The organism is Actinocorallia herbida (assembly GCF_003751225.1).
GTDB classification, from domain to species: domain Bacteria; phylum Actinomycetota; class Actinomycetes; order Streptosporangiales; family Streptosporangiaceae; genus Actinocorallia; species Actinocorallia herbida.
The window spans coordinates 4,577,356-4,600,597 of sequence record NZ_RJKE01000001.1 but is presented as its reverse complement, the minus strand read 5'-3'; the positions used below and the strand labels follow the sequence as shown (position 1 = coordinate 4,600,597).

23 protein-coding genes are annotated in these 23,242 nt (G+C 73.3%); 8 read left to right on the top strand and 15 right to left on the bottom strand.

The features are described from left to right. Positions 1-52: 52 nt before the first annotated feature. Positions 53-763 (top strand): SDR family NAD(P)-dependent oxidoreductase, encoded by a 711-nt coding sequence (locus tag EDD29_RS21285; protein WP_123666107.1) that lies wholly within the window; start codon positions 53-55, stop codon positions 761-763. A 74-nt stretch (positions 764-837) separates the two neighbouring features. Beyond that, the gene (locus EDD29_RS47030) at positions 838-1,248 is read left to right on the top strand and encodes an epoxide hydrolase N-terminal domain-containing protein (RefSeq protein WP_123666106.1); all 411 of its coding nucleotides are present in this window, start codon (positions 838-840) and stop codon (positions 1,246-1,248) included. Here the strand turns inward: EDD29_RS47030 and EDD29_RS21275 are convergent. Continuing rightward, positions 1,167-2,984, bottom strand: coding sequence for an ABC transporter ATP-binding protein (locus tag EDD29_RS21275; RefSeq protein WP_123666105.1), 1,818 nt, complete (start codon positions 2,982-2,984; stop codon positions 1,167-1,169). The two genes, EDD29_RS47030 and EDD29_RS21275, sit on opposite strands and share 82 nt — an antisense overlap. Before the next feature lie 209 nt (positions 2,985-3,193). Between EDD29_RS21275 and EDD29_RS21270 the strand changes: the two genes are divergently transcribed. Continuing rightward, positions 3,194-3,964 carry a class I SAM-dependent methyltransferase gene (locus EDD29_RS21270; protein WP_123666104.1) on the top strand — a complete coding sequence of 257 codons (771 nt, stop codon included), beginning with the start codon at positions 3,194-3,196 and terminating at the stop codon, positions 3,962-3,964. Between the two features lie 4 nt (positions 3,965-3,968). Here the strand turns inward: EDD29_RS21270 and EDD29_RS21265 are convergent, their stop codons facing one another. The 11 genes from EDD29_RS21265 to EDD29_RS21215 form a co-directional block, all read right to left on the bottom strand. Next, entirely contained in the window at positions 3,969-5,588 is a 1,620-nt protein-coding gene (locus EDD29_RS21265) for an ABC-F family ATP-binding cassette domain-containing protein (RefSeq protein WP_123666103.1), read from the bottom strand. Positions 5,589-5,633: 45 nt separating this feature from the next. Continuing rightward, positions 5,634-7,007 (bottom strand): DUF6271 family protein, encoded by a 1,374-nt coding sequence (locus EDD29_RS21260; protein WP_123666102.1) that lies wholly within the window; start codon positions 7,005-7,007, stop codon positions 5,634-5,636. A gap of 99 nt (positions 7,008-7,106) precedes the next feature. Further along, on the bottom strand, positions 7,107-8,270 hold the full coding sequence (locus EDD29_RS21255; protein WP_170201493.1) for a histidine phosphatase family protein: 1,164 nt from the start codon (positions 8,268-8,270) through the stop codon (positions 7,107-7,109). A gap of 110 nt (positions 8,271-8,380) precedes the next feature. After that, positions 8,381-10,249, bottom strand: a complete 1,869-nt coding sequence (locus EDD29_RS21250) for an asparagine synthetase B family protein (protein ID WP_123666100.1) — start codon at positions 10,247-10,249, stop codon at positions 8,381-8,383. Further along, positions 10,182-10,859, bottom strand: a complete 678-nt coding sequence (locus tag EDD29_RS21245) for an LOG family protein (RefSeq protein WP_123666099.1) — start codon at positions 10,857-10,859, stop codon at positions 10,182-10,184. Before EDD29_RS21245 ends, EDD29_RS21250 begins: the two co-directional genes overlap by 68 nt. Before the next feature lie 8 nt (positions 10,860-10,867). Then, a complete protein-coding gene (locus EDD29_RS21240) occupies positions 10,868-11,968 on the bottom strand; it encodes a hypothetical protein (RefSeq protein WP_123666098.1) in 1,101 nt (366 codons plus the stop codon). Next, positions 11,965-13,158, bottom strand: a complete 1,194-nt coding sequence (locus EDD29_RS21235) for a DegT/DnrJ/EryC1/StrS family aminotransferase (protein ID WP_123666097.1) — start codon at positions 13,156-13,158, stop codon at positions 11,965-11,967. The genes EDD29_RS21240 and EDD29_RS21235 overlap by 4 nt, the downstream gene beginning before the upstream one ends. A 9-nt stretch (positions 13,159-13,167) precedes the next feature. Continuing rightward, positions 13,168-14,085, bottom strand: a complete 918-nt coding sequence (locus EDD29_RS21230; RefSeq protein ID WP_123666096.1) for a DegT/DnrJ/EryC1/StrS family aminotransferase — start codon at positions 14,083-14,085, stop codon at positions 13,168-13,170. After that, positions 14,072-15,064, bottom strand: coding sequence for a GNAT family N-acetyltransferase (locus EDD29_RS21225; protein ID WP_170201492.1), 993 nt, complete (start codon positions 15,062-15,064; stop codon positions 14,072-14,074). The genes EDD29_RS21230 and EDD29_RS21225 overlap by 14 nt, the downstream gene beginning before the upstream one ends. 50 nt (positions 15,065-15,114) lie before the next feature. Further along, positions 15,115-16,020, bottom strand: coding sequence for a hypothetical protein (locus EDD29_RS21220; RefSeq protein ID WP_123666094.1), 906 nt, complete (start codon positions 16,018-16,020; stop codon positions 15,115-15,117). Between the two features lie 4 nt (positions 16,021-16,024). Beyond that, positions 16,025-16,882, bottom strand: coding sequence for an NAD(P)-dependent oxidoreductase (locus EDD29_RS21215; protein WP_281280913.1), 858 nt, complete (start codon positions 16,880-16,882; stop codon positions 16,025-16,027). A gap of 359 nt (positions 16,883-17,241) precedes the next feature. Between EDD29_RS21215 and EDD29_RS21210 the strand changes: the two genes are divergently transcribed. Beyond that, entirely contained in the window at positions 17,242-17,769 is a 528-nt protein-coding gene (locus EDD29_RS21210; RefSeq protein WP_148086036.1) for a hypothetical protein, read from the top strand. Between the two features lie 4 nt (positions 17,770-17,773). Here EDD29_RS21210 and EDD29_RS21205 read toward each other — a convergent pair whose 3' ends face one another. Together EDD29_RS21205 and EDD29_RS21200 are read right to left on the bottom strand one after the other, a co-directional pair. Then, on the bottom strand, positions 17,774-18,421 hold the full coding sequence (locus tag EDD29_RS21205; RefSeq protein WP_123666091.1) for a CoA transferase subunit B: 648 nt from the start codon (positions 18,419-18,421) through the stop codon (positions 17,774-17,776). Between the two features lies 1 nt (position 18,422). Next, positions 18,423-19,142: a CoA transferase subunit A gene (locus tag EDD29_RS21200; RefSeq protein WP_123666090.1), complete on the bottom strand. Its 720-nt coding sequence runs from the start codon at positions 19,140-19,142 to the stop codon at positions 18,423-18,425. A 170-nt stretch (positions 19,143-19,312) separates the two neighbouring features. Between EDD29_RS21200 and EDD29_RS21195 the strand changes: the two genes are divergently transcribed. Beyond that, complete coding sequence (locus EDD29_RS21195; RefSeq protein WP_211359819.1) at positions 19,313-20,065, top strand: IclR family transcriptional regulator; 753 nt, start codon at positions 19,313-19,315, stop codon at positions 20,063-20,065. 15 nt (positions 20,066-20,080) lie between these two features. Here the strand turns inward: EDD29_RS21195 and EDD29_RS21190 are convergent, their stop codons facing one another. Continuing rightward, complete coding sequence (locus EDD29_RS21190; RefSeq protein WP_123666089.1) at positions 20,081-21,052, bottom strand: helix-turn-helix transcriptional regulator; 972 nt, start codon at positions 21,050-21,052, stop codon at positions 20,081-20,083. A gap of 95 nt (positions 21,053-21,147) precedes the next feature. On the opposite strand from EDD29_RS21190, the gene EDD29_RS21185 reads away from it, so the two are divergent. The 3 genes from EDD29_RS21185 (at position 21,148) to EDD29_RS21175 (ending at position 23,235) form a co-directional block, all read left to right on the top strand. After that, positions 21,148-21,882, top strand: coding sequence for an NIPSNAP family protein (locus tag EDD29_RS21185; protein ID WP_123666088.1), 735 nt, complete (start codon positions 21,148-21,150; stop codon positions 21,880-21,882). Between the two features lie 124 nt (positions 21,883-22,006). Continuing rightward, a complete protein-coding gene (locus tag EDD29_RS21180; protein ID WP_123666087.1) occupies positions 22,007-22,339 on the top strand; it encodes a HEAT repeat domain-containing protein in 333 nt (110 codons plus the stop codon). Between the two features lie 59 nt (positions 22,340-22,398). Further along, positions 22,399-23,235 (top strand): alpha/beta fold hydrolase, encoded by an 837-nt coding sequence (locus EDD29_RS21175; RefSeq protein ID WP_123666086.1) that lies wholly within the window; start codon positions 22,399-22,401, stop codon positions 23,233-23,235. Positions 23,236-23,242: the final 7 nt, after the last annotated feature.

The following is a 23,242-nucleotide window of genomic DNA, read 5'->3' as shown; positions in this document are numbered from 1 at the left end:
AGGAAGAGGGGACGGCTGCCTGGGCCGCGTCACGCTGGGTAGCGTCCGGTACATGACGACGACACTGATCACCGGGGCGAACAAGGGCCTCGGATACGAGACCGCACGCCGTCTCGTCGCCGAGGGGCACACCGTCTACGTCGGGGTCCGCGATCCCGAGCGGGGCCGCCAGGCCGCCGACCGCCTCGGGGCGCGGCTGCTCGTCATGGACGTCACCGACGAGGCGTCCGTTCTCGCCGCGGCCCGGCGGGTCGAGGCCGATGGACACCGCCTCGACGTCCTGATCAACAACGCGGGCATCGAGGGCCGCGCCCCCGACGGGGGCGTCATCGGCGCGGCCGACGTGACCGGCGAGATGATGCGGGAGACCTTCGACACCAACGTGTTCGGCATGGTCCGTGTCCTGCACGCCTTCCTCCCGCTCCTGCAGCGCTCGCCCGCCCCGGTCGTGGTCAACCTCAGCAGCGGCCTCTCCTCCCTGACGGGCGCGACCACCCCCGGCACCCCGTCCTACGCCTACCCGGGCGTCGCCTACCCGGCGTCGAAGGCCGCCGTGAACATGATCACGGTCCAGTTCGCGAAGGCGTTCCCGGAGATGCGGATCAACGCCGTGGAACCCGGCTACACCAAGACCGACCTCAACGACAACACCGGCTTCCAGACCGTCGAGGAGGGCGCGGAGATCATCGTCAGGATGGCCCTCATCGGCCCGGACGGCCCCACCGGAGCCCTCCTTTCCGCCCACGGCCCCCTCCCCTGGTGACCCACCGCGGGCCGTCCACCACGGCGCTGCTCGCGACGGGGCCGAACCGGCCCGAGGCACTTCAAGGAGAGACCATGCCCGAGTTCGCACCCCTGATCGCCGTTGGTGAAGCCGAACCGGCCGACCTGCGCGCTCGGTTGCGGGCCACCCGGTGGGCGACGCCCTGGCCCGTCGACGGCGGGGAGGCCGGCACCGATCCGTCCGAGCTGCGCCGTCTCGTCGCGTACTGGGCGGACGGCTACGACTGGCGGGCTCACGAGGCCGCGCTCAACGCGCTGCCGTCGCGCTTCGCCGACCTCGACGGCACCCCCGTCCACTACCTCCTCTCCGCCGACCTCTCACCGCCTTCTTCCGCCCCCTCCGCCGAGCCGCACCGTGACCGGGCGGCACGGCGGGACGGGGTTCAGGATGAGGACGGGGCCGGGACGTCGTCGTCGTTCTCGGTGAGGAAGCCGCCGGACTGGTGGTGCCAGAGGCGGGAGTAGGGGCCGCCCGTGTCGAGGAGCTCGTGGTGGGAGCCCTGTTCGATGATGCGGCCGCGGTCGAGGACGACCAGGCGGTCCATCCGGACGACGGTGCTGAGCCGGTGGGCGACGACGAGGGCGGTCCGGTCCCGCATGAGGTTCCAGAGCGCCTCCTGGATGAGGACTTCGCTTTCGGAGTCCAGGGCGCTGGTCGCCTCGTCGAGGAGGAGGACGGGCGCGTCGCGGAGGATGGCGCGGGCGAGGGCGACCCGCTGGCGCTGGCCTCCGGAGAGCTTGACGCCCCGCTCGCCGACGACGGTGTGCCATCCGTCGGGGAGCGGGTCGGTGAACTCGGTGACGTGCGCGGCCCGCGCGGCCCGCAGGATGTCGGCGTCGGTGGCGTCGGGGCGGGCGAAGGCGATGTTGTCCCGGACGGAGCGGTGGAACATGGCGGGTTCCTGCGGGACGTAGGCGATGAGGCCGCGCAGGTCGCGCTGGCGGATCCGGGTGATGTCCTGGCCGCCGATGAGGATGCGGCCGCCCTCGACGTCCATGAGACGGAGCAGCAGGCGGGTCAGCGTGGTCTTGCCGCCGCCGGACCGGCCCACCAGCCCGATCCTGGTCCCGCTCGGGATCTCCAGTTCGAGGCCGTCGAACAGCGGGTCCGCGCCGCGGTGCGCGAAGCTGACCCGTTCGAAGCGGACGGTGGTGTCGGCGGGGCGCAGCGGCTGGGGGTCCTCGGCGTCGAGGACGGTGGGCGGCGCCAGCAGCAGCTCGGTGAACTGGGCGGCCTCGGTGAGGGTGCTCTCCAGCCGCCGGAACACCTGGTTGAACTCGAACATGATCCGGGTCGCGCTGGTGAAGTAGGCGAAGGTCACCACGATGGTCTCGACCCCGAGCCCGCCGCGCAGCGCCACCGCGAGGAGCAGCCCGACCGTGCTGGTGAGCACCGACATGACGGACACGGTGGTGTCGACCCGGCGGTTCGCGTAGTCCCAGGACCGCAGCGACAGGCGGCGCTGCTCGATCAGCCGTCCCCGGTACTCGGCGGCCTCCCTCTCCTCGGCCGCGAAGGCCCGGACGGTCTCCATGTTGGCCACCACGTCGGAGACATGTCCCGACACCCGTACCTTGGCCGCCTCACGGGCGTCCACCAGGGCCTGCCGCCGCCGGATGAACGGCGCCACCATCGCGGCGGTGACGACGATGAGGCCGACGAGCACCAGTACCAGCAGCGGGTCATAGCGCCACAGCACCATCGAGGCGAACGCCAGCGGGATGACGTTGGCCATGATCGAGAAGGAGAACGTGTCGTTGAACTCCTCGAACCTTCCGGAGAACCCCAGGATCCGCTTGGTCAGCGATCCGGCGAACGAGTCCTGGAAGAACGCCGGGTCCTTGGCCAGCAGCACGTCCATCCCCGTCATGCCGAGCCGTTCGATCCCCTCGGCGTCGACCCGGCTGAGGAAGTGGAACCCGAACCGCCACAGCGCCTCTCCGGCGAGCAGCACCGCGCCGAACCCCAGCACGTACGGCACCAGGTCGCCCGCGGAGCTCTCCCGGTCCGCGGCCGACCGTCCGACGATCCCCGCCACGAACAGCGGCGCGAGATAGAACAGGCAGACATTGCCGATCGCCGGCAGCGTCAGCCCCGGCAGCGCCCTCGGCCACTGCCGCCGCAGCTCCCCGAGATACAGCCGCAGCGCCAGCAGCACCGCTTCCCTCCGCACCGACTTCTCCCCGACGGTCCCCGTCATCACCCCTCCCTAGAGCTGCCTCCACCCGGCGGGATCGGGCTGTGGAACGTTCTTGCCGAGATTCTCTCGACGCCGGTCAAGCGGTCGACGCCGCAGGCCGTTGATCTTCCTGCCCCGGACTCGCCGGGATGATGCACGGACCGGATCCGCGCCCGCGCAGTGGCCCGGCGTGGCCGTGCGAAGGCTCTCACCTGGTTGGATGATCTTCCATGAACGGACGACGTTCGGATGCGCCGCCTCGCCCCGACCGGGCCGACGGCCCCGGCACCGAGCTCGAGGCGCTGCTCTACGACTGGCACAACACGCACCGCCTGAGCGCGCAAAGCGCCGACCTCGCCTACTGGGCCGGGATGACCGGTGGCGTCGACAGCCTGCTCGTGGTCGGCGCCGGAACCGGCCGCGTCGCGGTGCCGCTCGCCCGGCACCGCGCGCGGACCGTCACCGCGCTCGACCTCAGCGCGGCCCGGCTCCGCCGCATGCCCGCGGTCCCCGGGCTGACGCCCGTCTGCGGCGACATGCGCGCGATGCCGCTGCGCGGAGGGTTCGGCGGCGCGATCGTCCCCTACTCCACGCTGCAACTGCTGCGCACCGGGCACGACCGGGGGCGGGCGCTCGCCGAGGCCGCCCGCGTCCTCGACCCGGGCGCGCCGCTGTACCTCGACGTGAGCGGGAGCTTCGACACCCGGACGGCCGCCGACTGGCGGATCGCGCTCAGCGCGCCCTGCCCCGAGGTGGGGGAGACCGTCGTGGAGTGGGAACGGTGCGGCGTGCTGCCCGACCACGTCCTGCTCGAGAAGTCGTTCCGCACCGAGGACGGCGCGGTCCTGCTGGCGGTGGAGGAGCGGTGGGCGTTCCTGCGCGTCCTCGACCTCGACGCGGAACTGGACCGGGCGGGTTTCGACGTCACCGGCGTCGACCACGGCTACGGCGCCGACCGGTCGCCCCACCGGCGGATCTACCACGCCCGCCGCAGGCCCTGAGGCGCTACCGCTCGCGTTCGACGGGGCGCTCGTCCCAGACCGGATCGGACGTCTCGCGCACCTTGCCGTCAGAGCCGAAGACCAGGTAGCGGTCGAAGGACCGGGCGAACCATCGGTCGTGCGTGACCGCCAGCGTGGTCCCCTCGTAGGCCTCCAGGGCCTGCTGGAGCGCTTCGGCGGAGGCGAGGTCGAGGTTGTCGGTCGGCTCGTCGAGCAGCAGGAGCGTGGCTCCGCCGATCTCCAGGAGCAGGATCTGGAACCGGGCCTGCTGGCCGCCGGAGAGCTTCTCGAACGGCTGGTCGCCCTCGCCGTCGAGTTCGTAGCGGCGCAGCACGTTCATGGCCGCGCCGCGGGCCTTCGCGTGATCGGCCCACAGGATGTCGACGAGGGTGCGCCCGAACAGCTCGGGGTGGGCGTGCGTCTGGGCGAAGTGCCCCGGCACGACCCGGGCGCCGAGCTTCCACAGCCCGTCGTGCGCGACGTCGTCGCCGGCCAGCAGGCGCAGGAAGTGGGACTTGCCGGAGCCGTTCGAGCCCAGCACCGCGACCCGCTCGCCGTAGAAGACCTCGAGGTCGAAGGGCTTCATCAGGCCGCGCAGCTCCAGGTTCGCGCACGTGACGGCCCGGATCCCCGTGCGGCCGCCGCGCAGTCGCATGGTGATCTTCTGCTCGCGCGGGGGCGCGTCGGGCGGGCCCGCCTCCTCGAACCGGCGCAGCCGGGTCTGCGCGGCGTGGTAGCGGGAGGCCATCTCGTCGCTGCGCTTGGCGTACTGGCGCATGTCGACCACGAGCTTCTTGAGCTGGGCGTGCTGCTCGTCCCAGCGGCGGCGCAGCTCCTCGAACCGGGCGAACCGCTGCGCACGCGCCTCATGGTAGGTGCCGAACCTGCCGCCGTGCACCCAGACATGGCTGCCCGCGGGGCCCGGATCGACGCTGATGATCTTCTCCGCCGCGCGGTCCAGCAGCTCGCGGTCGTGCGAGACGAACAGCACGGTCTTGCGGGTCTCCCGAAGCCGCTCCTCCAGCCACAGCTTGCCGGGGACGTCGAGATAGTTGTCCGGCTCGTCGAGCAGCAGGACGCCGTCGGCGCCGCGCAGCAGCGCCTCCAGCACCAGCCGCTTCTGCTCGCCGCCGGACAGCGTGCGCACCGCCCGCCACTGGGCCTGCTCGTAGGGCGTGTGGAGCGCCGCCATCGTGCAGATGTCCCAGGTGACCTCGGCGTCGTAGCCGCCGACCTCGCCCCAGTCGCTGAGCGCCTGCGCGTAGGCCATCTGCGCGGCCTCGTCGTCGCGCTCCATCAGCGCCAGCTCGGCGGCGTCGACGGCGGAGGCCGCGACGCGCAGGGCGGGCGGGGCCACCGACACCAGCAGGTCCCGCACCGTGCGATCGTCGCGGACGGACCCGACGAACTGCGGCATCACGCCGAGCCCGCCGCTGATGGTCACCGAACCGCCGTCGGGCTGGATCTCACCCGAGACCAGCCGGAGCAGCGTCGTCTTGCCCGCCCCGTTGGCGCCGACGAGCGCGCACGCGCTGCCCTCCCCGACGCGGAACGACACGTCGTTGAGCAGCATCCGCCCGTCGGGCAGAAAGTAATCGACGTGCGCGACTTCCACATGCCCCATGCGAGATCAGGTTCTCCATCGATACAGTCGGGTTTCCCGGCAACACTACCGACCGGGGCGCGCGACCGCGCCCAGGGAGCGCGCCCCGCCGACGAGGCGGGGCCACAACCGCGTCAACCGGGCGAACTCCAAGATCGCCTCGCGCACGTACCCGACCGCCCGCGGGCGCTCCTCCCGCAACGCCTTCACCCGGATCCGCAGCCGCTCGGCGGCGGCGCCGGCGGCCGCGTCCGCCGCCCTGGTGTAGACGTCCACGAACGCGTCCGCGACGGCCTCGGCGGGCCCGAGGTCCGCGATGAGGGCCCCGGTGAACGCGTCGGCGCACAGATCCGACCTGAACGCCCCGTTCCCGGTGAAGAGGCCGGGCCCGATCCCGGCGATGACCTCGTTCGCGGTCTTCCAGTAGTGCCGCAGGACCGCGTGGCGCAGTTCCGAGACCGCGTACCGGGCGAGCTGCTCCGGGTCGGCCTGGTCGGCGCGCCACGGCTCGTACCGGTGGTAGGCGCGCAGCGGGTGCCAGTACACCGGCAGCCCGAGCTGGTAGAGCAGGCCCTTCTGGAAGTGGTCGGTGCCCAGCACGCCCACCGCGGGCATCTCCGGGATCCAGTGGTGCACCTCCCGAGAGGCGGACACCCCCACTTGGGTCCGGCCGACGAGGTCCCGTTCCACGCGCAGCCCCGCCCCGACCGCGATATCGCCCCCGACGACGGCCGCCCGCTCCTCACCGGGCGCGCGGCGCCTGCGGCTGAGCGCTTCGAGTTCGGCGCCGAAGCGCGCGCCCGCCTCCTCGAGGTCGCGGTGGTCCTTCGTCGGCTCGCCGTCGACGCTCGAACCGACCATGAACGGCGCAGCGTGCCCGCCGGAGCCGGTCGGCAGGGCGGTGCCCAGCATCGCGATCTCGACCTCCAACGTGCCGGCGCCGGAGACCGCGTCGTAGGCGGGGAACTCATCGCTGTCGCGCCGGTGCAGGGTCGCCGAACCCAGGCGGGCGGCGACCAGGGCGGCCTTGTTCATGCCTCCTGCGTAGGAACCGGTGGGCTTGAGGAGCGCCTCGCGGGCTTCCGCGGACTCCGCGTCCGACAGCCCGGCGCGCGCCACCAGCCCGGCGACGAACTCGGCCCAGGCGTCGGTCCCCAGCCAGGTGACGACCTGGCGGGCTTCCTCGGCGGCGCGCTCGGCGGCCCGGCGGTTCTCCTCCGCCAGCGCGGCGGGCCGGTCGTCGATCAGCAGGAGCCGGAACTCGTCGGTGGAGCGTTCCCGCGCGGTCAGCACCTCGGCCACGACGGCCCCCAGCACCTCCGGGCAGTCGCGGTGGGTGGGTATGTAGACGAGGCGCAGGGGAGCGCCCCTCGAACTCCGGTGCTGCTCGAACTCTTCCCGGAACCACGCCGGGCGGGTCCGCGACTCCCAAGATTCCATGATCGTCCTCGGTCGGAGCCTGTGCGGTCCGGGGGCGCCGCGGCTCGGGATCAGGGGGACCGGCATCGAGGGGGTCGGGATCGAGAGGTGCGGCGAGTACTACACGGCGCCCAGGTCCAGGCCGGACACCACCGCGCCGGGGGGGAGGTTCATCGCCTCGAGCCGGGTCTCCCGGGGGGAGAGCGTGAACCGGCTGAAGCACCCGGTGCCCCAGCGGTACCGGCGCACCCCTCGGAGGTCGACGCCGAGCGCCCGCTCCACCAGCCACTGGTGCGGCCCCCCATGCGCCACGACGAGGATCCGCTTGCCGCCGTACCGCGCGGGCAGGCCGTCGAAGAAGTCGCGCACCCGTTCACGCGCGTCGGCGTACGACTCGTCGCCGGGCAGTTCCACCAGGTCGCTGTTCCCGCCCATGACGTGCCGGCCGTCCTCGCCCATCTCGGCGAGAACGGCGGCGACCTCCCGGCCGACCAGCTGGTGGAACACGCGCTCCCGGAGCGCCTCGGTGGTCTCGGTCTTCAGCTCGAGGCCCGCGGTGGCGAGCTCGGCGGTCTCCACCGCCCGCGCGAAGTCCGAGCCGAGGACGACGTCCGGCGCGAACCGCCGGATCGCGGGCCGCGCGGCCCTGGCCTCGGCGCGACCACGCGCCGACAGACCCAGGGTGAACGGATCCGGATAGACCCCGGCCGGATAGTCGGGGGCGCCGTGCCGCATGAACAGCAGGTCGACCTCGTCGGCGCCGATCGGGGCCTCCTCCTCCGCGGGCCGCTCCCGCTCGATGATGTCGAGGAGGTCGTCGCAGACCTCCTCGGGGAGCTTGCCCCGGATCGGCAGGGCGTAGCCGGTCGTCCGGTAGCCGGCGTGGAGCCGGTGGAGCCGGGTCTCGTCCATCCGCTGGAGCGGGTCACGGAGATCGTTGCGCTCCACGAGGTCGGCCATCTCGGCGGCCAGGGAGACGACGATGAGCTTGCACCCCCGCCGTTCGAGGCGCAGGGCCTGGCCCTCCAGGAAGTCGACGTCCTCGTAGACGCCGTCGAGGATGGGCAGGAAGCCGCTGTCGCAGTAGGAGATCGCGAGGTCCAGGCACGCCCGCTCGGACGCCTCCAGGGTGAAGGCGGTGAAGTCCCGGGGTTGCGCCATGTAGCGCACGGAGTCGTTGGACACGCGCACCGAGGGGTTGAGCGCATCCCGCAGCAGGGCGGCCGTCGTCGTCTTCCCCGTCCCCGGAAGGCCGCGGATCAGTACGGCGAACGATCGGCTCACGACATCACCCGTTCGTGTCGTCAAGGGATTCGAATCATCAAGGGAATGGCGATCCGGCGCGCTCGCGGCCGATCCTAGCGCAGTGGCCCGTCGCGTTCCGGGCTCGCTGATCACCGCGTCAACCATGCGGAAAGGGCGAACAGCCGCCATTGCGATCGCCAGTCGAGTTCGGACAATCGGGGCACCACTCCGTCGCGCAGCAGGCCCATCTTCACCAGCGGGCCCTCCGCGATCATTTCCGAGAAATGCGGCAGGTTCCCAGAAATCCAGGCGGGATAGGGGAAATGATCGTCGAACCCGACTTTACGTGCGCCGAAGGCAGGAGCCAGCGGCGTCCCCTCGAACCTCCGCTTCAGCAGGCCCTTCGGGTTCGCGGCGTCGACCCGCCGGCCGACGGGCCGCGCGAACGCGCCGGCGATCAGGTCGAGGTCGAAGAACGGGGAGCGCACCTCCACCCCGCGGACGATGCCGTTCTCGTCGGTCGCGCGGAAGTTGTCGTAGGCCATGAGCCGGAACAGGTCGAGCGCCTGCCCGAACAGCACGGGGTCGGTGTCCTCGGCGCTTCCGTAGGGAACGGGCCGGTCCAGCGCGTCCTCCGGCAGGTCCACGGCCGCCGCGAACTCCGGGCTGACGAGCTCCGCGACGAGCCGCGGCCACCCGGCGGCGCGGTTCCACCGCTCCCACGGCGACGCCGCCATCCACGCCCGTGTGGCGGACCGCCCGCCGTCGGCCAGCAGGACCGGGTAGCGGGCGTAGCCGCCGAACACCTCGTCGGCGCCGTGTCCGCCGAGCAGCACCCCGGCGTGCGCCCCGGCGGCGGTGTGCAGGGCGTCGTTGTGCAGCACCAGCGGTTCGGCGCAGGGCTGGTCGAGCGTCGTGTGCAGCACGTCCAGCGTCGCGTCGAAGGACGGGAGGGCGAAGGGGACCTCCGTCACCTCGACCCCCAGCAGGCGCGCCACGGCGCGGGCACGGCGCAGGTTCTCGTCCTCGTCCGGGTCGGCGGCGGAGAACACGGTGATGACCGCGGCGACGTCGGTCCGGTCCATCGCCGCCTTGAGGACGACCGTGGAGTCGATGCCGCCGGAGAAGCCCACCGCCAGCGGGCGGTCGGCGACCAGCACCCGGCGGCATGCCTGGTCCAGCAGGTCCAGTACCTCCGCGTCGCCGGGCGGGTCGGCGAGTCCGTCACGCAGGCCGGAGACGGGGGAGAGCCGCCGCCGGGCGCGGGCGCCGTCCCGCAGGTCCACCCGGAGCACCTCGCCCGGGGGCAGGGCCTTGATCTCCCGGTACATGGTCCGCGCACCGGTGCAGCGGCCCAGTCCGAGGAACGTCAGCAGGCTCGTGTCGTCGTGCGTGAGCCGACCGCGCAGCACGGCCTCCAGGCACCGGACCTCGGAGGCGAACACGAACTCCGCGCCGTCGTCGAAGTAGTAGAGCGGACGTTCCCCGAGCCGGTCCCTGACCAGGGTGAGCCGCTCCCGCGCCCGGTCCCACACCGCGAGCGCGAACGGACCGCGCAGGTCCTCGAACGCCGCGGGACCGTGCGCGGCGAACAGCTCCAGCGCGACCTGGAGGTCCCCCGGGCGCAGGCGGTCACGCCGCTCGGGGGTGAGCCGCGGGATGAGGTCGCGGTGGTTGAGCACCTCGCCGTTGCCCACCATGACGAACCCGCCGGTGGCGTCGTGGAGCGGCTGCTCGGCCTCCGCCAGGGCGATGACGGCGTGCCGGGCGCAGTGCATCGAGATCCGCCCGCCGGTGTAGGAACCGCGCCCCGACCTGCCGCGGTGCCCCAGCGCGTGCTCGAACAGGGCGGAGTTCGCGCCGCTCGCCTCTCCGCCGCCGATGGTCAGTACGCCGCCGATGCCGCACATGATCTCGCCTTCCTCCCGCTGCTCCCGGTCGCCGTCGTCCTCAAGCCCGTCCGTCCATCTCCGCCAGGGCCCGCCCGGCCGGCTCGGCCACGGCGGCCAGCGCCGCATCGACGGACTTCGCCGACCTCAGGTTCGCCAGCACCGACGGGCTGGCCAGGCCGCTCTGCATCAGGTGCTCGTCCATGAAGCGCAGCCACGCGTCCCACAGGCGTCCGCCCTCCGGCTCCACCAGCACCACGGGAATGCGGCGCAGCCTGCCGGTGTCCTGCTGCACCAGCACCTCGAAGAGCTCGTCGAAGGTGCCGACACCGCCGGGGAAGACGAACAGCGCGTCGATGTCGTGGATGAGCAGCAGCTTGCGCAGGGCGAAGGTGGCGACGGTGATCGCCCGGGTGCGGTCGAGGACCGTCTCCGGCTCCTCGCCCGGGATCTCGATCCGCACCGACCGCGAACGGGTGTCGCCGCTGCCGTCCCGTGCCGCCTGCATGATGCCCGGCCCCCCGCCGGTCACCACCGCCCAGCCGCGTTCGGCGAGCGCCTCGCCGAGCTCCCGGGCCATCTCGTAGGACGGCGCGCCGCGTTCCGTGCGGGCCGAGCCGAAGACCGTGGCGAACCTGCCCTGTTCCAGTGACCGGGACACCTGGTGCCAGTCGCGCACGACCGTCAGCTCGTCCGCGATGGACCGCAGTGCCGCGTCGAGCCCGTTGTGGGTCTGCATCCGTGCCCTCACCCTCGTAGTAGGTCGTCTCGAGCGCCCAGGTCGGCGGCGACCGCGGCGGCGATCTCGCGCGCACCTGTGAACGGAGCGCCCACGGCGGGCGCCTCGGCCGCTTCTGCGGCACGGAGCGCGAGGACTCCGTACTCCGCCGCGAAGTCCGGGTCGGCCGCCAGGTCGCGGTTGATCTCGCGCACCTCGGCGGCCTTGCCCATCTCGTCGGCGCGTTCGTCGATCCGGCGGTACCTGGCGGACAGGAACGGCCAGATCTCCAGGCCGGACCGTGCGGCCATCCGCTCGCTGATGACGACCTGGCTCCAGTTCTGCGGGGGAAGGGGGACGTAGGCCCGGCCGGCCTGCGACGTCTCGACCAGCGTGGTCAGGCCCGGCGAGCTGAACACCACGGCGCAGTCGGCCACGGCGGTGCGGAAGTCCGCACCGGAGAGGTGCTCGACCGGTACGTCGGTGGTCAGCGACAGCCCGTCGATGGCCCGGTTCATCGCCACGGTCAGCGCATGGGGGCCTTCGCGCAGCTCGACCAGCAGTCGTTCGACCAGGGGCAGGTACGCCCGCGCGGAACCGGTGCCCGCCGGGTTGCCCAGGCCGCCGAGGTGCACCACCGCACGTGACCCGTCGCGGCCGGGGCGGGCGGGCGGCACCCCGGTCTCGGCCACGATCCCCGAGACCGGGGTGACGTCGGGCATCCCGAGCCGGGCCAGGTTCTCGGCACTGCCGAAGAGGTCCTGGGCGTAGTAGGCGCGCACCCGGCGCAGCGGACTGTCCGGCGGCACGTCGGCCGGCTGCCACAGGAACCCGAGGCTGTCGACGTAGTGGGTCAGCGCGGCGACCTCCGGCGACGGGATCAGCTCCGGCGCCAGCACGTTGACCACCGCGTCGTATCCCGCCGGGAACTCCGGGTCGTGCTCCGGAACCGGGCCGGCCGGTCCGTCGGGGCACAGGCCCTGCGCGGCGAAGAAGTCCAGCGCGCAGCCGGACCCGAAGTAGCGCACGTCCACGCCGTGCCCGGCGGTCAGCGCCCGGCCGACGCTCCAGGCCTTGGCCGCCGGGCCGAAGCCGAACGCCGTGGCCAGCACGGCCACCCGCGCGGTCACGACGCCCCGTTCCGCGCGCTCTCGGCCAGCAGGCCCCGGTTGGCGCGGACGGCCTCGGCGACCGCGGCCAGTCCGGCCTCGGTCACGTACTTCGACGACGGCACACTGAGGATCCGCGGGGCCAGCTCCTCCGCCGTCTTCGGCCCCGGCAGCGCGGCGAGGTGCTTGCGCAGCCCCTCGTCGCGCCGGAACACCCCGAATTCGGGGAAGGTCTTCCGCCAGACCACGCGGGCCAGCACCTGCTCCGCGCGGAGCGCGGCGCAGAACCGCTGCGCGCTCATCGCGTCGCGCGCCAGCAGCAGGGTGTGCGTGGCCGCGTCCCGGTCCGGGGCCTCGCTGTCGATGACGGCCGGGGCGACGTCGGCGCCGAGCAGCTCCCGCAGCCGCGCGCGGTGGGCCCGCTGCCGGGAGATCGTGTCGTCGAGCATCCGCGCCTGGTCCATGACCAGTGCCGCCTGCAACTCGGTCATCCGCAGGTTGTCCCCGAGGACGGCGCGCTCGTCGTCCCAGTCGGGCAGCCCGCCCGCGCCGCGCACCGCGCCCAGGTCGGCCATCCGGTACACCTTCTCGACCAGGTCCGCCCGGCCGGCGACCAGGCCGCCCTCACCCGAGGACACCTGCTTGGACTGCTGGAAGCTGGTGACCGCGACGTCCCCGAGCGTGCCGGCGACGCCGTGCAGGGTGCCCGCGCCGAGCGCCTGGCTCACGTCCTCGATCAGCGGCACGCCCAGCCGGTCGCACAGGTCGCGCATCCCGCGCACCGCCACGGAGTGCCCCTGGACGTGCACCAGCATCACCGCCGCGACGGGGAACGGCGGGGCCACCAGCAGATCGGTGCTGTCCGTCAGCGGCTCGACCAGGTCCATCGGGATCGGCACCGCGCCGACGGAGGCGATCGCCATGGCGCACGCGATGAACGAGTAGGCGCTGACCAGCACGCGGTCGCCGGGACCCACGCCCAGCGCGCGCAGGGCGAGCCGCAGGCCCACGGTCCCGTTGGCGACCGCGGTCGCCGCCTCCTTACCGAAGTGCTCGGCGAAGCGGGCCTCGACGAGGCTGTTGAGGGACTCCCGTTCGGTCTCCACGTAACGGAACAGCTGCCCGTCGCGCAGGACCGACCGCAGGCAGGTCAGCGAGTCGGGTTCTTCGCGCGACAGGTCGAAGAACTGGTGCGGGTTCACGAAGGTCATGGCGTCGGCTCATCCGATCTTGACGAGGAAGGGGTCGGCCGGTCTACCGGGACCGCGGACCACCCGTTTGGCGAAGTCCTGGAACATGGGGAGCCCCGAGGGAGGCACCGGGTGCATCGGCTGCACGCCGCCGAGCGTCCGCCGCAGCCGCGGTACCTGCGCCGCCGACCCGGGCCCCACGGGGTACAGCGGCACCCGGGTCCACCCCGCGCTGCTGTCCGGCGGCCGCGGCGGCAGGCGGAAGTGCGCGGAGAGGTCGCTGTCGAGGAACGCGGCGACCGCGGCCCGCCGCGCGGCGAGCCGCCGGTCGGCGGCCGCGATCGCGGCGGGCAGGTCGTCGAGCAGCCGGACGGGCAGGCGCGCCGGAGACGAGGGCCGAGGCGATCGCCTGTCCCTTACGTCACCGTGGGAGACGGCCCCGCGCAGCACGCCGGGCGGCCCCAGCAGCGCACCACCGCCGCCCAGCGACACCGGCTTCGACGACCCGAACGACGTCACGGCGAGCGTGCCCACGGAACCCGAGATCCGCCCCCGCGCCAGGGTGCCCCAGGTCTGGGCCACGTCCTCGATCACGGTGATGCCCGGGGGCAGCGTGTCGACGATGCCGCGCACGTCGCACGGCAGGCCGTAGTGGTGCGCGGCCACGACCGCCCGGGTCCGCGCGGACAGCGCGGCCGCCACGTCGTCCGGGCTCAGCGTCAGCGCAGGGCCGACGCCCACGAACACCGGCACGGCGCCCCGGCGGACGACCGCGGCCGCGATCGAAGGGCAGCCGAGGTCGGGGACGACGACCTCGTCGCCCGCGCCGACCCCGAGCACCTCGAAGGCGACCTCGAGGGCGGCGGAGCCCGAGGCGGTGAAGACCACGTCGGGCTGGCCGAACCGGCGCGCCAGCTCCACCGCTCCCGGGTGCTCACTCGAAGGCATGGCGCAGCCCCCTTCCGCCGTCACGGGCCCGTCCGGTCCGCTCGTCCAGCGCGCGCCGGTCGCGGGCCTGCGCGGCGCCGAGTTCCGGGTCGCCGCACCAGACGTCGATCCGGGGGACCCGGTGGGTGTGCAGCAGGTCCTTGACGGTGTCGGGGCCGCCGAACAGGTCGACCACGCGCAGCCCGCGGTCGCCCCACTGCCGGACCAGGCCCTCGGTGAGCAGGTAGAGGCCGGGGGAGTAGCGCCGGTAGGACTCGTCGTAGGACCACTTGAGGCAGGTCAGCCGGTCGCCCGCGCGGGAGTCGAGCCGGAACGCGACGGGAGCGCCGCCGTCGCGCAGGAACGTGACGCCGACGACGCCGTCGCGCACCAGCCCGCCGTAGAGCGCCGCCTGGTCACCGCGCTCGCGCATGCTCTGGCCGCGCGCTGCCTTCCACGACCGGTCGTCGACGGCGAGCATGTCCCGCGCGGCGGCCTCGCCCGTCGTCCCGTGGTCCAGCACCAGCCCGTCGCGTTCGACGAGGCGGCGCTTGCGGTCCGGCTGCGAGGTGCCGCGCTCGCGGACCCGGTCCCGCAGGTCCAGGCCCTGCCGGGTCCAGTCGATCAGCGAGTTCGGCGGCCGGTCCCAGCACGCGAACTCACCGTGCCCGGACACCTCCGCGTACCGGTCGTCCACCAGCGGCAGGTACACCGGCAGGCCGGTGGCCCGCCGGACCGCCGCGACCACCGGCACCAGCCGCGCGGCGCACGGCTCCGTCGTGCCGAGAAGCGGCTCGTCGGCCCCGACGGCCGAGCACATCGCCGGACCGCGGGTGAACGCGGCGACCACGTCGTCGCCCGTCGCCACGAGGATCCGGCTCCCCGCCGCGCTCAGGGCACGCGCGTAGGCGGGCGACTGCTGCACCCGCACGCCCGTCCGCTCGTACGCGTCCTGCCAGCGCTGGACCCGGGCGGGCGAGAGGTCTTCCAACGCCGCCACTTGGATCGTTCCCGTGCGTGCGGACGCGGGGGCCGTCCGCTCCGCGCCCGTCATCCGAGCTCCGCCTCGGACCGCGCGGACCGCTGCCACCGCACCTGCGGGTACGCCGCGGCGCGGGCGCCGAACCCCGCCATGAACCGGTCGATGCCGGGGATCACGCTGCCCTCGAAATCGAAGCTCAGGGCCGAAAGCTCCGCCGCGGACCCGCTGATCGCCGCGTCGACGAGCAGGCTGGGCACCCCGCGCGTGCCGTCGCGGTCGAACCAGGAGTGCAGGAGGATCGCGGTGGCCGCCGAGCGCAGGACGAACACCTGGCCGCGGCAGACCCCGTCGCCGTCGACCGCGGAAAGGCACAGCGTCGGGTGATCCCGGTCGACCTCCAGGCCGGACCTGCGGCGTGCGGCGACGGCCTCCGCGGGCTGGCCCACGATCGCCCGCGCGAAGTCGAACCGTTCCGGCGGCACCCGCTCGACCGTGTGGCGGACGGCCGCCGCGCGGATGTGGTTGTGCACGGTCGGCAGGTAACCGGAGCGGACGGCGGCGCCGTCGGTGGTGTCGAGCACGCGGGTGTGCCGGCACAGGACGTCGGCACCCGCTTCGAGCAGCGCGGCGACCTCGCCGAACCGCGGATCCATGGGCAGCTCGACGGCGTCGGCGCGCTCCATCAGGGTGGCGGCCATCGCCATGACCACCCGGTGCCGCGCGCTCGGGTGCAGCTCCGGGTCGACCCAGGGGGAGGCGTAGGGCAGCAGACGGAACGCGCGCCGTGCGAAGACCGGGTCCTGACCGTCGAGGGGACAGACCCAGGTGCCGACGGCCTTGCCCTGCCGGGAGAGGCAGACCAGGTCGAGGGTGCTCCCGTAGAGCCGGGACGCCGCGAGGGAGTTCCACACCTGGACGGGCAGCTCGCGGGTCAGGGCGTCCAGCTCCCCGTCCTCAAGGATCCGACACCGCATGGGCCTATCCCCGGCCGCTCAGACCGACCTCGGCGGTCGCCTCCGCCGGCCGCATGGTGTCGAGCAGGGCGAAGGTCTCTTCCAAGGTGGTCGGCACCGCGCCCGCGGCGGTCGTCATCTCCCGCACCATGCCCAGCTCCGCGGCCGTGCGGTCGCGCACGACGGCCGGCGCGCCCCGGCCGTCGAGGATCGCCGCGTCGAGATCCGAGTAGTGCAGCAGGGCCCAGCTCGATCCGGTGGAGGCGGCCAGCGCCCCGCGCAGCACGTCGACGTCGAGGCCCATCGACCGGCCCGCTTCGAGCGCCTGCAGGGCCGCGTGCCGGTTGCTGTAGAGCAGCCAGTTGTTGCAGAGCTTGGCGGCCATCCCCGCCCCGGGCGCCCCGACGTGCACGACGTTGTCGGCGTAGGTCTCCAGCACCGGCCGGGAGACGGCCAGGTCGGCGTCCGTGCCGCCGACGAGCAACGACAGCGAGCCCTCGCTGATCTTTCCGTCGCGGCGGCTGAGCGCGGCGTCGACGAGCGTGTGCCCGTAGCGGTCCGCGACACGGCGCCGCAGGTCGAGCACGAGCTGCGGGGTGACCGTGGTGTGCAGCACGATGAGGGAGCCCGGCATGGCGCGGGCGCCCAGACCGTCGTCGGCGAAGAGCAGCGCCTCCAGGTCGGGCAGCCGCTTGACCACGACCAGGTGCGCCGGTGCCGTCGCGGCGACCTCGCCGACCGACCCGCCGCAACGGAACCCGGGCGAGACGATCTCCGGATCGGCGACCGGATCGTACGCGGCGAGCGCGGACCCGCGGCGCACCAGGCACCGGGCGATCTCCGCACCCATCTCACCGAGGCCATAAATGGCGATATCCGGCAATTTCTCCCCCTTGGACAGTGGCGCTCGGCGGCAAGGTCACGCGATGCGGACGGTCCTTTCGGCATTCCGCATTCACCCGCAACCGCACCAGCTGCAACCACCAGGATGGTACTCCAGGGGTGAGATTCTCCTAGCGGTTCACGCGCCGCGTCCCCGGCCTTTCCAAAAGCGCAGGAATGAACCGCCCGAATTCCTTTCCTGAGCACCACTGAGCGCAATTCCACCCTGTCCCGGGCGGCTCGGGACAGGGCACCCTGCCGGTCGTGCGCGGCGGCCTCTAACGTCGGCGCGGAGATCCGCGCCGGAAGCCCGCGCTTCGGGGCGCGAAGGAGCGTGCGAGGGAAGGGATGGTCGGGGACGTGGGCGCTAGGGCGATCTCGGTGCGGCTGTCGGGCGACGGGGCGAGGCACGCGTGGGCGGAGGCCGTCCACCACAAGGCGACCGAGGCGATCTGGCGGGAGGTCGGGCTGGACCCCGCCGGCGATCTCGCCTACTACGCGGGGGCGGAACTGAGCCGCACGGTCGACGGCGACGCGGCGTCGTGGTGGTTCGGCGACCCCGGCGGATGCTGCGGCCGCTCCGCCCACGCCTGGGCGCACTGGTTCGAGCACGTGCTGTGCGCGGGCTGGCCGCTCTTCACCCACCTGGCCGGGGAGCACGGACTCGTCCTCGAAGGCTCCCCACCGGCTTACGCCGACCTGACCGCCGGCGGAGCCCTCGTCGTCCTCCGCCGCGGCCTCTGGATCGCCGAGGAATCCGGCCTCTTCGGCGACGACGCCCACGTCCCCCTGGCCGACCTGACCCCCGGCGAACGCGCCGCGCACGCCTCCGCCCGACGCCACTGCCAGTGCACCCTGTGCGTCGACCTCCCCCCGGAAGTCCGCTGACCGGTCAGCCGGTGAGGGGGCGGCCGTCGGTGATGGGGGCGGCGGTGGCGGTGCGGAGGGTGTCGAGGTCGACGCCGGGGGCCAGGCGGCGCAGGACGAGGGCGTCGGGGGTGACGTCGAGGACGGCGAGGTCGGTGATGACGCGGTCGACGACGGCCACGCCGGTGAGGGGGAGGGTGCAGGTCTGGACGATCTTGGGGGTGCCGTCCTTGGCGACGTGGTCGGTGAGGACGACGACGCGGCGGGTACCCGCGACGAGGTCCATGGCGCCGCCCATGCCCTTGACCATCTTGCCGGGGACCGACCAGTTGGCCAGGTCGCCCGACGCGCTCACCTGGAGGGCGCCGAGGATCGCGATGTCGACGTGGCCGCCGCGGATCATCGCGAAGCTCTCGGCCGAGTCGAAGAAGGACGCGCCGGGCACCGTGGTGACGGTCTGCTTGCCCGCGTTGATCAGGTCGGCGTCCTCTTCGCCCTCGTAGGGGAAGGCGCCCATCCCGAGCAGGCCGTTCTCGCTCTGGAGCAGCACCCGCACCCCGTCGGGGAGGAAGTTCGCGACCAGCGTCGGGATGCCGATCCCGAGGTTGACGTAGTCGCCGTCGCGCAGTTCGCCCGCGGCGATGGCGGCCATCTCGTCACGTGTCCAGGCCATGTCAGATCCCCTGTCCCACGGCGGCCGGGCGGGGCCGGACCGTGCGCTGCTCGATGTCCTTGGGCCGGTCCGACGCGCGGACGACGTGGTCGACGTAGATGCCGGGCGTCATGACGTCGTCGGGGTCGAGGAATCCGGGGTCCACGATCTCTGCCTGCACGACGCAGACCCTCCCGGCCGCGGCGGCCGGCGGGTTGAAGTTCCGGGCGGTGCGGCGGTAGCGCAGGTTGCCCTCGGCGTCGGCGACGCGGGCGTGCACCAGCGAGAGGTCGGCGACGATGCCGCGCTCCAGGATGTGGACGTGCCCGTCGAACACCTCGTGCGGCTTGCCCTCCGCGACCTCGGTGCCCACGCCGGTGCGGGTGTAGAAGCCGGCGATGCCCGCCCCTCCTGCGCGCAGCCGCTCCGCGAGCGTGCCCTGGGGGCAGAACTCCACGTCGAGCTCCCCGTCCAGGTACTGCCGGGCGAACAGCTTGTTCTCCCCGACGTAGGAGGAGATCGCCTTGACGACCTGCCTGTTCTCCAGGAGCAGGCCGAGGCCCTTGCCGTCGACGCCCATGTTGTTGGACACGATCGTCAGATCCCGCACGCCTGAGTCGCGGACCGCCTCGATCAGGTCGCTCGGGATCCCCGAGAGGCCGAATCCGCCGACCGCGATGACCATTCCGTCGCGCAGGACACCGGTCAGCGCCTCGGACGCGCTGCCACGCAGCTTCGACATCCGCGCTCCCTTCAGGATGGACGCGATCCGACCGGATCACCGTCCGTTCAGTGGACGGGTCCATTTATCCCGCTGAGCTGTACTGACCGTCAATCAGCGAGCGAGATCCTCCCACCTGGCAGACGGCGCACCGGCCAGACGTCCACTCAGTGGACGCTAGGATAAGGACCGTGAAGGACGCGGGTGTCGTGCAGCGGTCGGCCGCGCTGCTGCGCGAGCTGTCCAGGCACACGGCCGAGGGCGCGACCACCACGGTCGTGGCTCGCGAGACGGGCCTGCCGCGCGCGACGGCCCACCGGCTGCTGGAGTCCCTCGCGGCGGAGGGCCTGGTCGACCGGGACGCCAGAACGGGCCACTGGCACCTGGGACCGGAGACCTACGTCCTGGGCATGGCCGCCGCGTCCCGCTACGGGATCACCCGGGAGGCCCGGCGCAGCGTGCTCCGGCTGGCGAAGGAGACCGGCGAGAGCGCCTTCTTCTCCGTCCGCCGCGGCGATGAGACCGTCGTCCTGCTCCGGGAGGACGGAGACTTCCCCATCCGCTCCTACGTCCTCTACGAAGGCGCCCGCTTCCCCCTCGGCGTCGTCTCCGCCGGCCTCGCCCTCCTCGCGTACCTGCCCGACCGCGAGATCGACGACTACCTGGCCAGAGCCGACCTGGCCGTGCGCTGGGGCCCCGGACACGCGGAGCCCGCGGTGCGCGAACGGCTGGCCGCCACTCGCGAGCACGGCTGGTCCGTCAACCCCGGCCTCGTCGTCGAAGGCTCCTGGGGCATGGCCGCCGCGGTCTTCTCCGCCGCCGGAACCCCCGAATACGCCCTCACCATCACCGGCATCGAACCCCGCTTCCGCCCCGACCGCCTCCCCTCCCTGGGCCGCCTCCTCCTCGAGGAATCCCACCGCCTCACCCGCCTCGATCCCTGACCGCGGCCCGCCCGCTCAGCCGTAGGCCCCGGCGAGCGTCCGTACGGTCTCGGCCATCGCCGCGCGCAGTTCGGGCGGGGCGACCACCACGACGTCCGCGCCCAGCCGCAGCAGTTCCCCGCAGGCGTGCCCGACGCCCTCGGTCGGGATGACCGCCTCGACCCACCCGTCCTCGCCGACGGCGGTCGCGGTGGCCTCCACGGCCCTGACGACCTCCGGCGGCAGGTTGTCCGGCAGCCTCCGGAGCCCGGCCGGGGACAGCCGGACGGTGGCCGTGCCGGTGAAGCGGCGGCCCTGGAAATCGGCGAGGTAGGCGGCCCAGTGCACACGGAGGTCGAAGTCCCGTGGTCGGTCGAACCGGTCGCCCGTCGGCGTCGCGGCGAGCACCTGGCCCACCCGGTAGGTCGCGGCCCCGTCTCGCGTGGCGGCCACGAGGTACCAGACACCCGACTTGAGCACCAGCCCGTAGGGGCGAAGGCGGCGTCGCACCTCCTGCGGCGTACGCCACCTGCGGTAGCGCACGTCCACCACGGTTCGGTCGAGCACCGCCGCGACGAGCACGGGCAGGAACGGGGTCTCCTCGGGCTCCCGGTACCAGCCGGGCGCGTCGAGGTGGAACACTTCGGCGGTCCGCGCCGCGGCCGCGCGGGGGCCCGCCGGGAGCGCGGTGAGCAGCTTCAGCCGGGCCGCCGTGGCCTCCTCGGCCAGGCCCACGTCGGCCGCGGCGCCGGGCAGCCCGGCGAAGAACAACGCCCGCGCCTCATCCTCGCTCAGCCCCGTCAGGCGGGTGCGGTAGCCGTCGACCAGCCGGTGGCCGCCGCCCCTGCCGGGCTCCGCGTAGACGGGGAACCCCGCCTCCTGGAGCCGTGCGAAGTCGCGGTAGGCGGTCCGCACGGAGACGCCGAGGTCGGCGGCGGCCGTCCGGGCGGAGACGCGGCCGCGTGTCTGGAGCAGGAGGAGCAGCGACAGAAGACGACCGGTGGACATGGACCGATTCTCCCGACGAACCCTGACAGATCCTGGCACGCCGCGCTCGTACCGTCGGTCCCCGTCCTCGATCGAAGACCGTGAAGGAGACCGCCATGACCGCGCGAGCGCCCGCCGCCGTACCCGTCGCACCCGCCGTGATCGAACTGCGCCGCTACACCCTGCGCCCAGGACGGCGCGACGAACTCGTCGACCTGTTCGACCGGGAGTTCGTGGAGACCCAGGAGGCCGCCGGGATGAGCGTGCTCGGCCAGTTCCGCGACCTCGGCGACCCCGACCGGTTCGTCTGGCTGCGCGGCTTCCCTGACATGGAGGCGCGGCGCGACTCGCTGACCGCCTTCTACGGCGGTCCCGTCTGGGCCGAACACGGCCCCCGGGCGAACGCCACGATGCTCGACTCCGACGACGTGCTGCTCCTGCGCCCCGTGTCCGGGGGTTTCGGAGTCTCCTCCGCGGTGCGGCCTCCGGCCGGGGCCGCGCCGCCGGACGGGTTCGTCGCCATCGTCGTCTGGTCGTTCCCCGTCCAGGAGTCCGAGGGAGCCGCGGCGATCCGGGACCGCCTCGTACCCTTGCTCGGCGAGACCGGGCCCGCGCCCATCGCCGTGCTCGTCACCGAGCACGCGCCCAACACCTTCCCACGGCTGCCCGTGCGGAGCGGTGAGAACGTCGTCGCGGTCCTCGCCTCCTACCCGGGCGAGGCCGCCGCGCGCGCCCACCTCGCCGCGGTGCGGGCGCACCCCGTCGTCAAGGAGGAGGCCACGGCCGGTATCGCGGGAGCGAGGGTGGAGGTGCTCCGGCTGGCCCCCACCGGCCGCTCCCTGGTCCGCTGAACCGCCTGGAACGTCGGCGCGCCCGCCCGGCCGTCCGCGGGGCGCCCGGCGCGGGCCGTCATCACGACCTGAGACCCACGGGTCCCCGACCGGACTGTCGGCCGTTCGGGCTACCGTGCTGTCCATGTCCCAGCGCCACTTCGACCGCGCCCTGTCACGCCTCCGCGACCCGGACCCGGCCGCCCGCCGGTCGGGCTTCGACTTCATCCTCGAACACGCCGACTCCTACGCCGCCCCGCTGGCCGAGGCCTTCACCGCGGAGACCTCCCCGGAACTCCGCCGACTCCTCCTCGAGCTCATCGCGGAGGCCCGCTCTCCCACGACCCTCGACCTCCTCGCCGCCCATCTCGCAGACTCCGACCCCCTGATCCGCGTCTGGTCCGCCCGGGGCCTGGAAGCCCTGGACACCCCCGACGCCCGCCGAGCCCTCGCGACCGCCCCGGCGGACCTCCCCTGAGACGCGCCCGCGGAGGGCCCGGAAACCGGTGATCCACCGCGGCGTCGTACGGTGTATGGATGACTTCTGGTCGGATCGTCTCGTTCGCCCGTGATGGGCTGGTCTTTGACGTCGTCGACGAAGGGCCCGCGGACGGGGAGGTCGTCGTCCTGCTGCACGGTTTTCCGCAGACGTCCGGGTCGTGGAGGATCCTGGCCCCCCACCTGCACGCGGCCGGGTACCGGACCCTGGCGCCGGACCAGCGCGGGTACTCGCCGCGGGCGCGGCCGCGCGGACGCTTCGCCTACCGGATATCGGCGCTCGTCGAGGACGTCGTCGCCCTCATCGAGGCGGCTGGAGGAGGCCGGGTGCACGTCGTCGGCCACGACTGGGGCGCCGCGGTCGCCTGGTCGCTGGCCGCGGCACGACCCGACCTCGTCGCGACGGTGACCGCGCTCTCGGTCCCGCACCCCATCGCCTTCGTCCGCGCGCTGTTCACCAGCCGCCAGTTCTTCCTGTCCTGGTACATGTTCTTCTTCCAGCTGCCCTGGCTGCCCGAGCGCGTCCTGCGCGGCCTCGCCGCGTCCGAGGCCGTCCGGTCACGACTGGCCAAGGGCATGAACCTCCGCGACGTCGACCATCTCCGCGACCCGGCGAACACCACCCCCGCCGTCAACTGGTACCGCGGCATGCCCTTCAACGGCCCCTCCCGCCTCACCAGAAGCACCATCACCGTCCCCACCCTCTACATCCACAGCGACCGCGACCCCGCCCTCGGCGCCAAGGCCGCCGCCCTCACCCGCCGCCACGTGGCGGCCCCGTACGCCTTCCACACCCTCGAAGGCGTCAACCACTGGATCCCCGAAGAGGCGGCCCCCCAGGTCGCCGCCCTCCTCCTGCCGCACCTCGCCCGGTAACGAAGCC

Coding starts and splice junctions, on each gene's coding strand:
- EDD29_RS21220 (WP_123666094.1), bottom strand. CDS start 16,020: ATGCGGTGTCGGATCCTTGAGGACGGGGAGCTGGACGCCCTGACCCGC.
- EDD29_RS21205 (WP_123666091.1), bottom strand. CDS start 18,421: ATGGCCTGGACACGTGACGAGATGGCCGCCATCGCCGCGGGCGAACTG.
- EDD29_RS21245 (WP_123666099.1), bottom strand. CDS start 10,859: ATGCAGACCCACAACGGGCTCGACGCGGCACTGCGGTCCATCGCGGAC.
- EDD29_RS47030 (WP_123666106.1), top strand. CDS start 838: ATGCCCGAGTTCGCACCCCTGATCGCCGTTGGTGAAGCCGAACCGGCC.
- EDD29_RS21180 (WP_123666087.1), top strand. CDS start 22,007: ATGTCCCAGCGCCACTTCGACCGCGCCCTGTCACGCCTCCGCGACCCG.
- EDD29_RS21230 (WP_123666096.1), bottom strand. CDS start 14,085: ATGCCTTCGAGTGAGCACCCGGGAGCGGTGGAGCTGGCGCGCCGGTTC.
- EDD29_RS21260 (WP_123666102.1), bottom strand. CDS start 7,007: ATGGAATCTTGGGAGTCGCGGACCCGCCCGGCGTGGTTCCGGGAAGAG.
- EDD29_RS21270 (WP_123666104.1), top strand. CDS start 3,194: ATGAACGGACGACGTTCGGATGCGCCGCCTCGCCCCGACCGGGCCGAC.
- EDD29_RS21275 (WP_123666105.1), bottom strand. CDS start 2,984: ATGACGGGGACCGTCGGGGAGAAGTCGGTGCGGAGGGAAGCGGTGCTG.
- EDD29_RS21185 (WP_123666088.1), top strand. CDS start 21,148: ATGACCGCGCGAGCGCCCGCCGCCGTACCCGTCGCACCCGCCGTGATC.
- EDD29_RS21175 (WP_123666086.1), top strand. CDS start 22,399: ATGACTTCTGGTCGGATCGTCTCGTTCGCCCGTGATGGGCTGGTCTTT.
- EDD29_RS21250 (WP_123666100.1), bottom strand. CDS start 10,249: ATGCGGCGCTGGCCGCCGTGGCCGAGCCGGCCGGGCGGGCCCTGGCGG.
- EDD29_RS21285 (WP_123666107.1), top strand. CDS start 53: ATGACGACGACACTGATCACCGGGGCGAACAAGGGCCTCGGATACGAG.
- EDD29_RS21190 (WP_123666089.1), bottom strand. CDS start 21,052: ATGTCCACCGGTCGTCTTCTGTCGCTGCTCCTCCTGCTCCAGACACGC.
- EDD29_RS21200 (WP_123666090.1), bottom strand. CDS start 19,142: ATGTCGAAGCTGCGTGGCAGCGCGTCCGAGGCGCTGACCGGTGTCCTG.
- EDD29_RS21265 (WP_123666103.1), bottom strand. CDS start 5,588: ATGGGGCATGTGGAAGTCGCGCACGTCGATTACTTTCTGCCCGACGGG.
- EDD29_RS21235 (WP_123666097.1), bottom strand. CDS start 13,158: ATGACCTTCGTGAACCCGCACCAGTTCTTCGACCTGTCGCGCGAAGAA.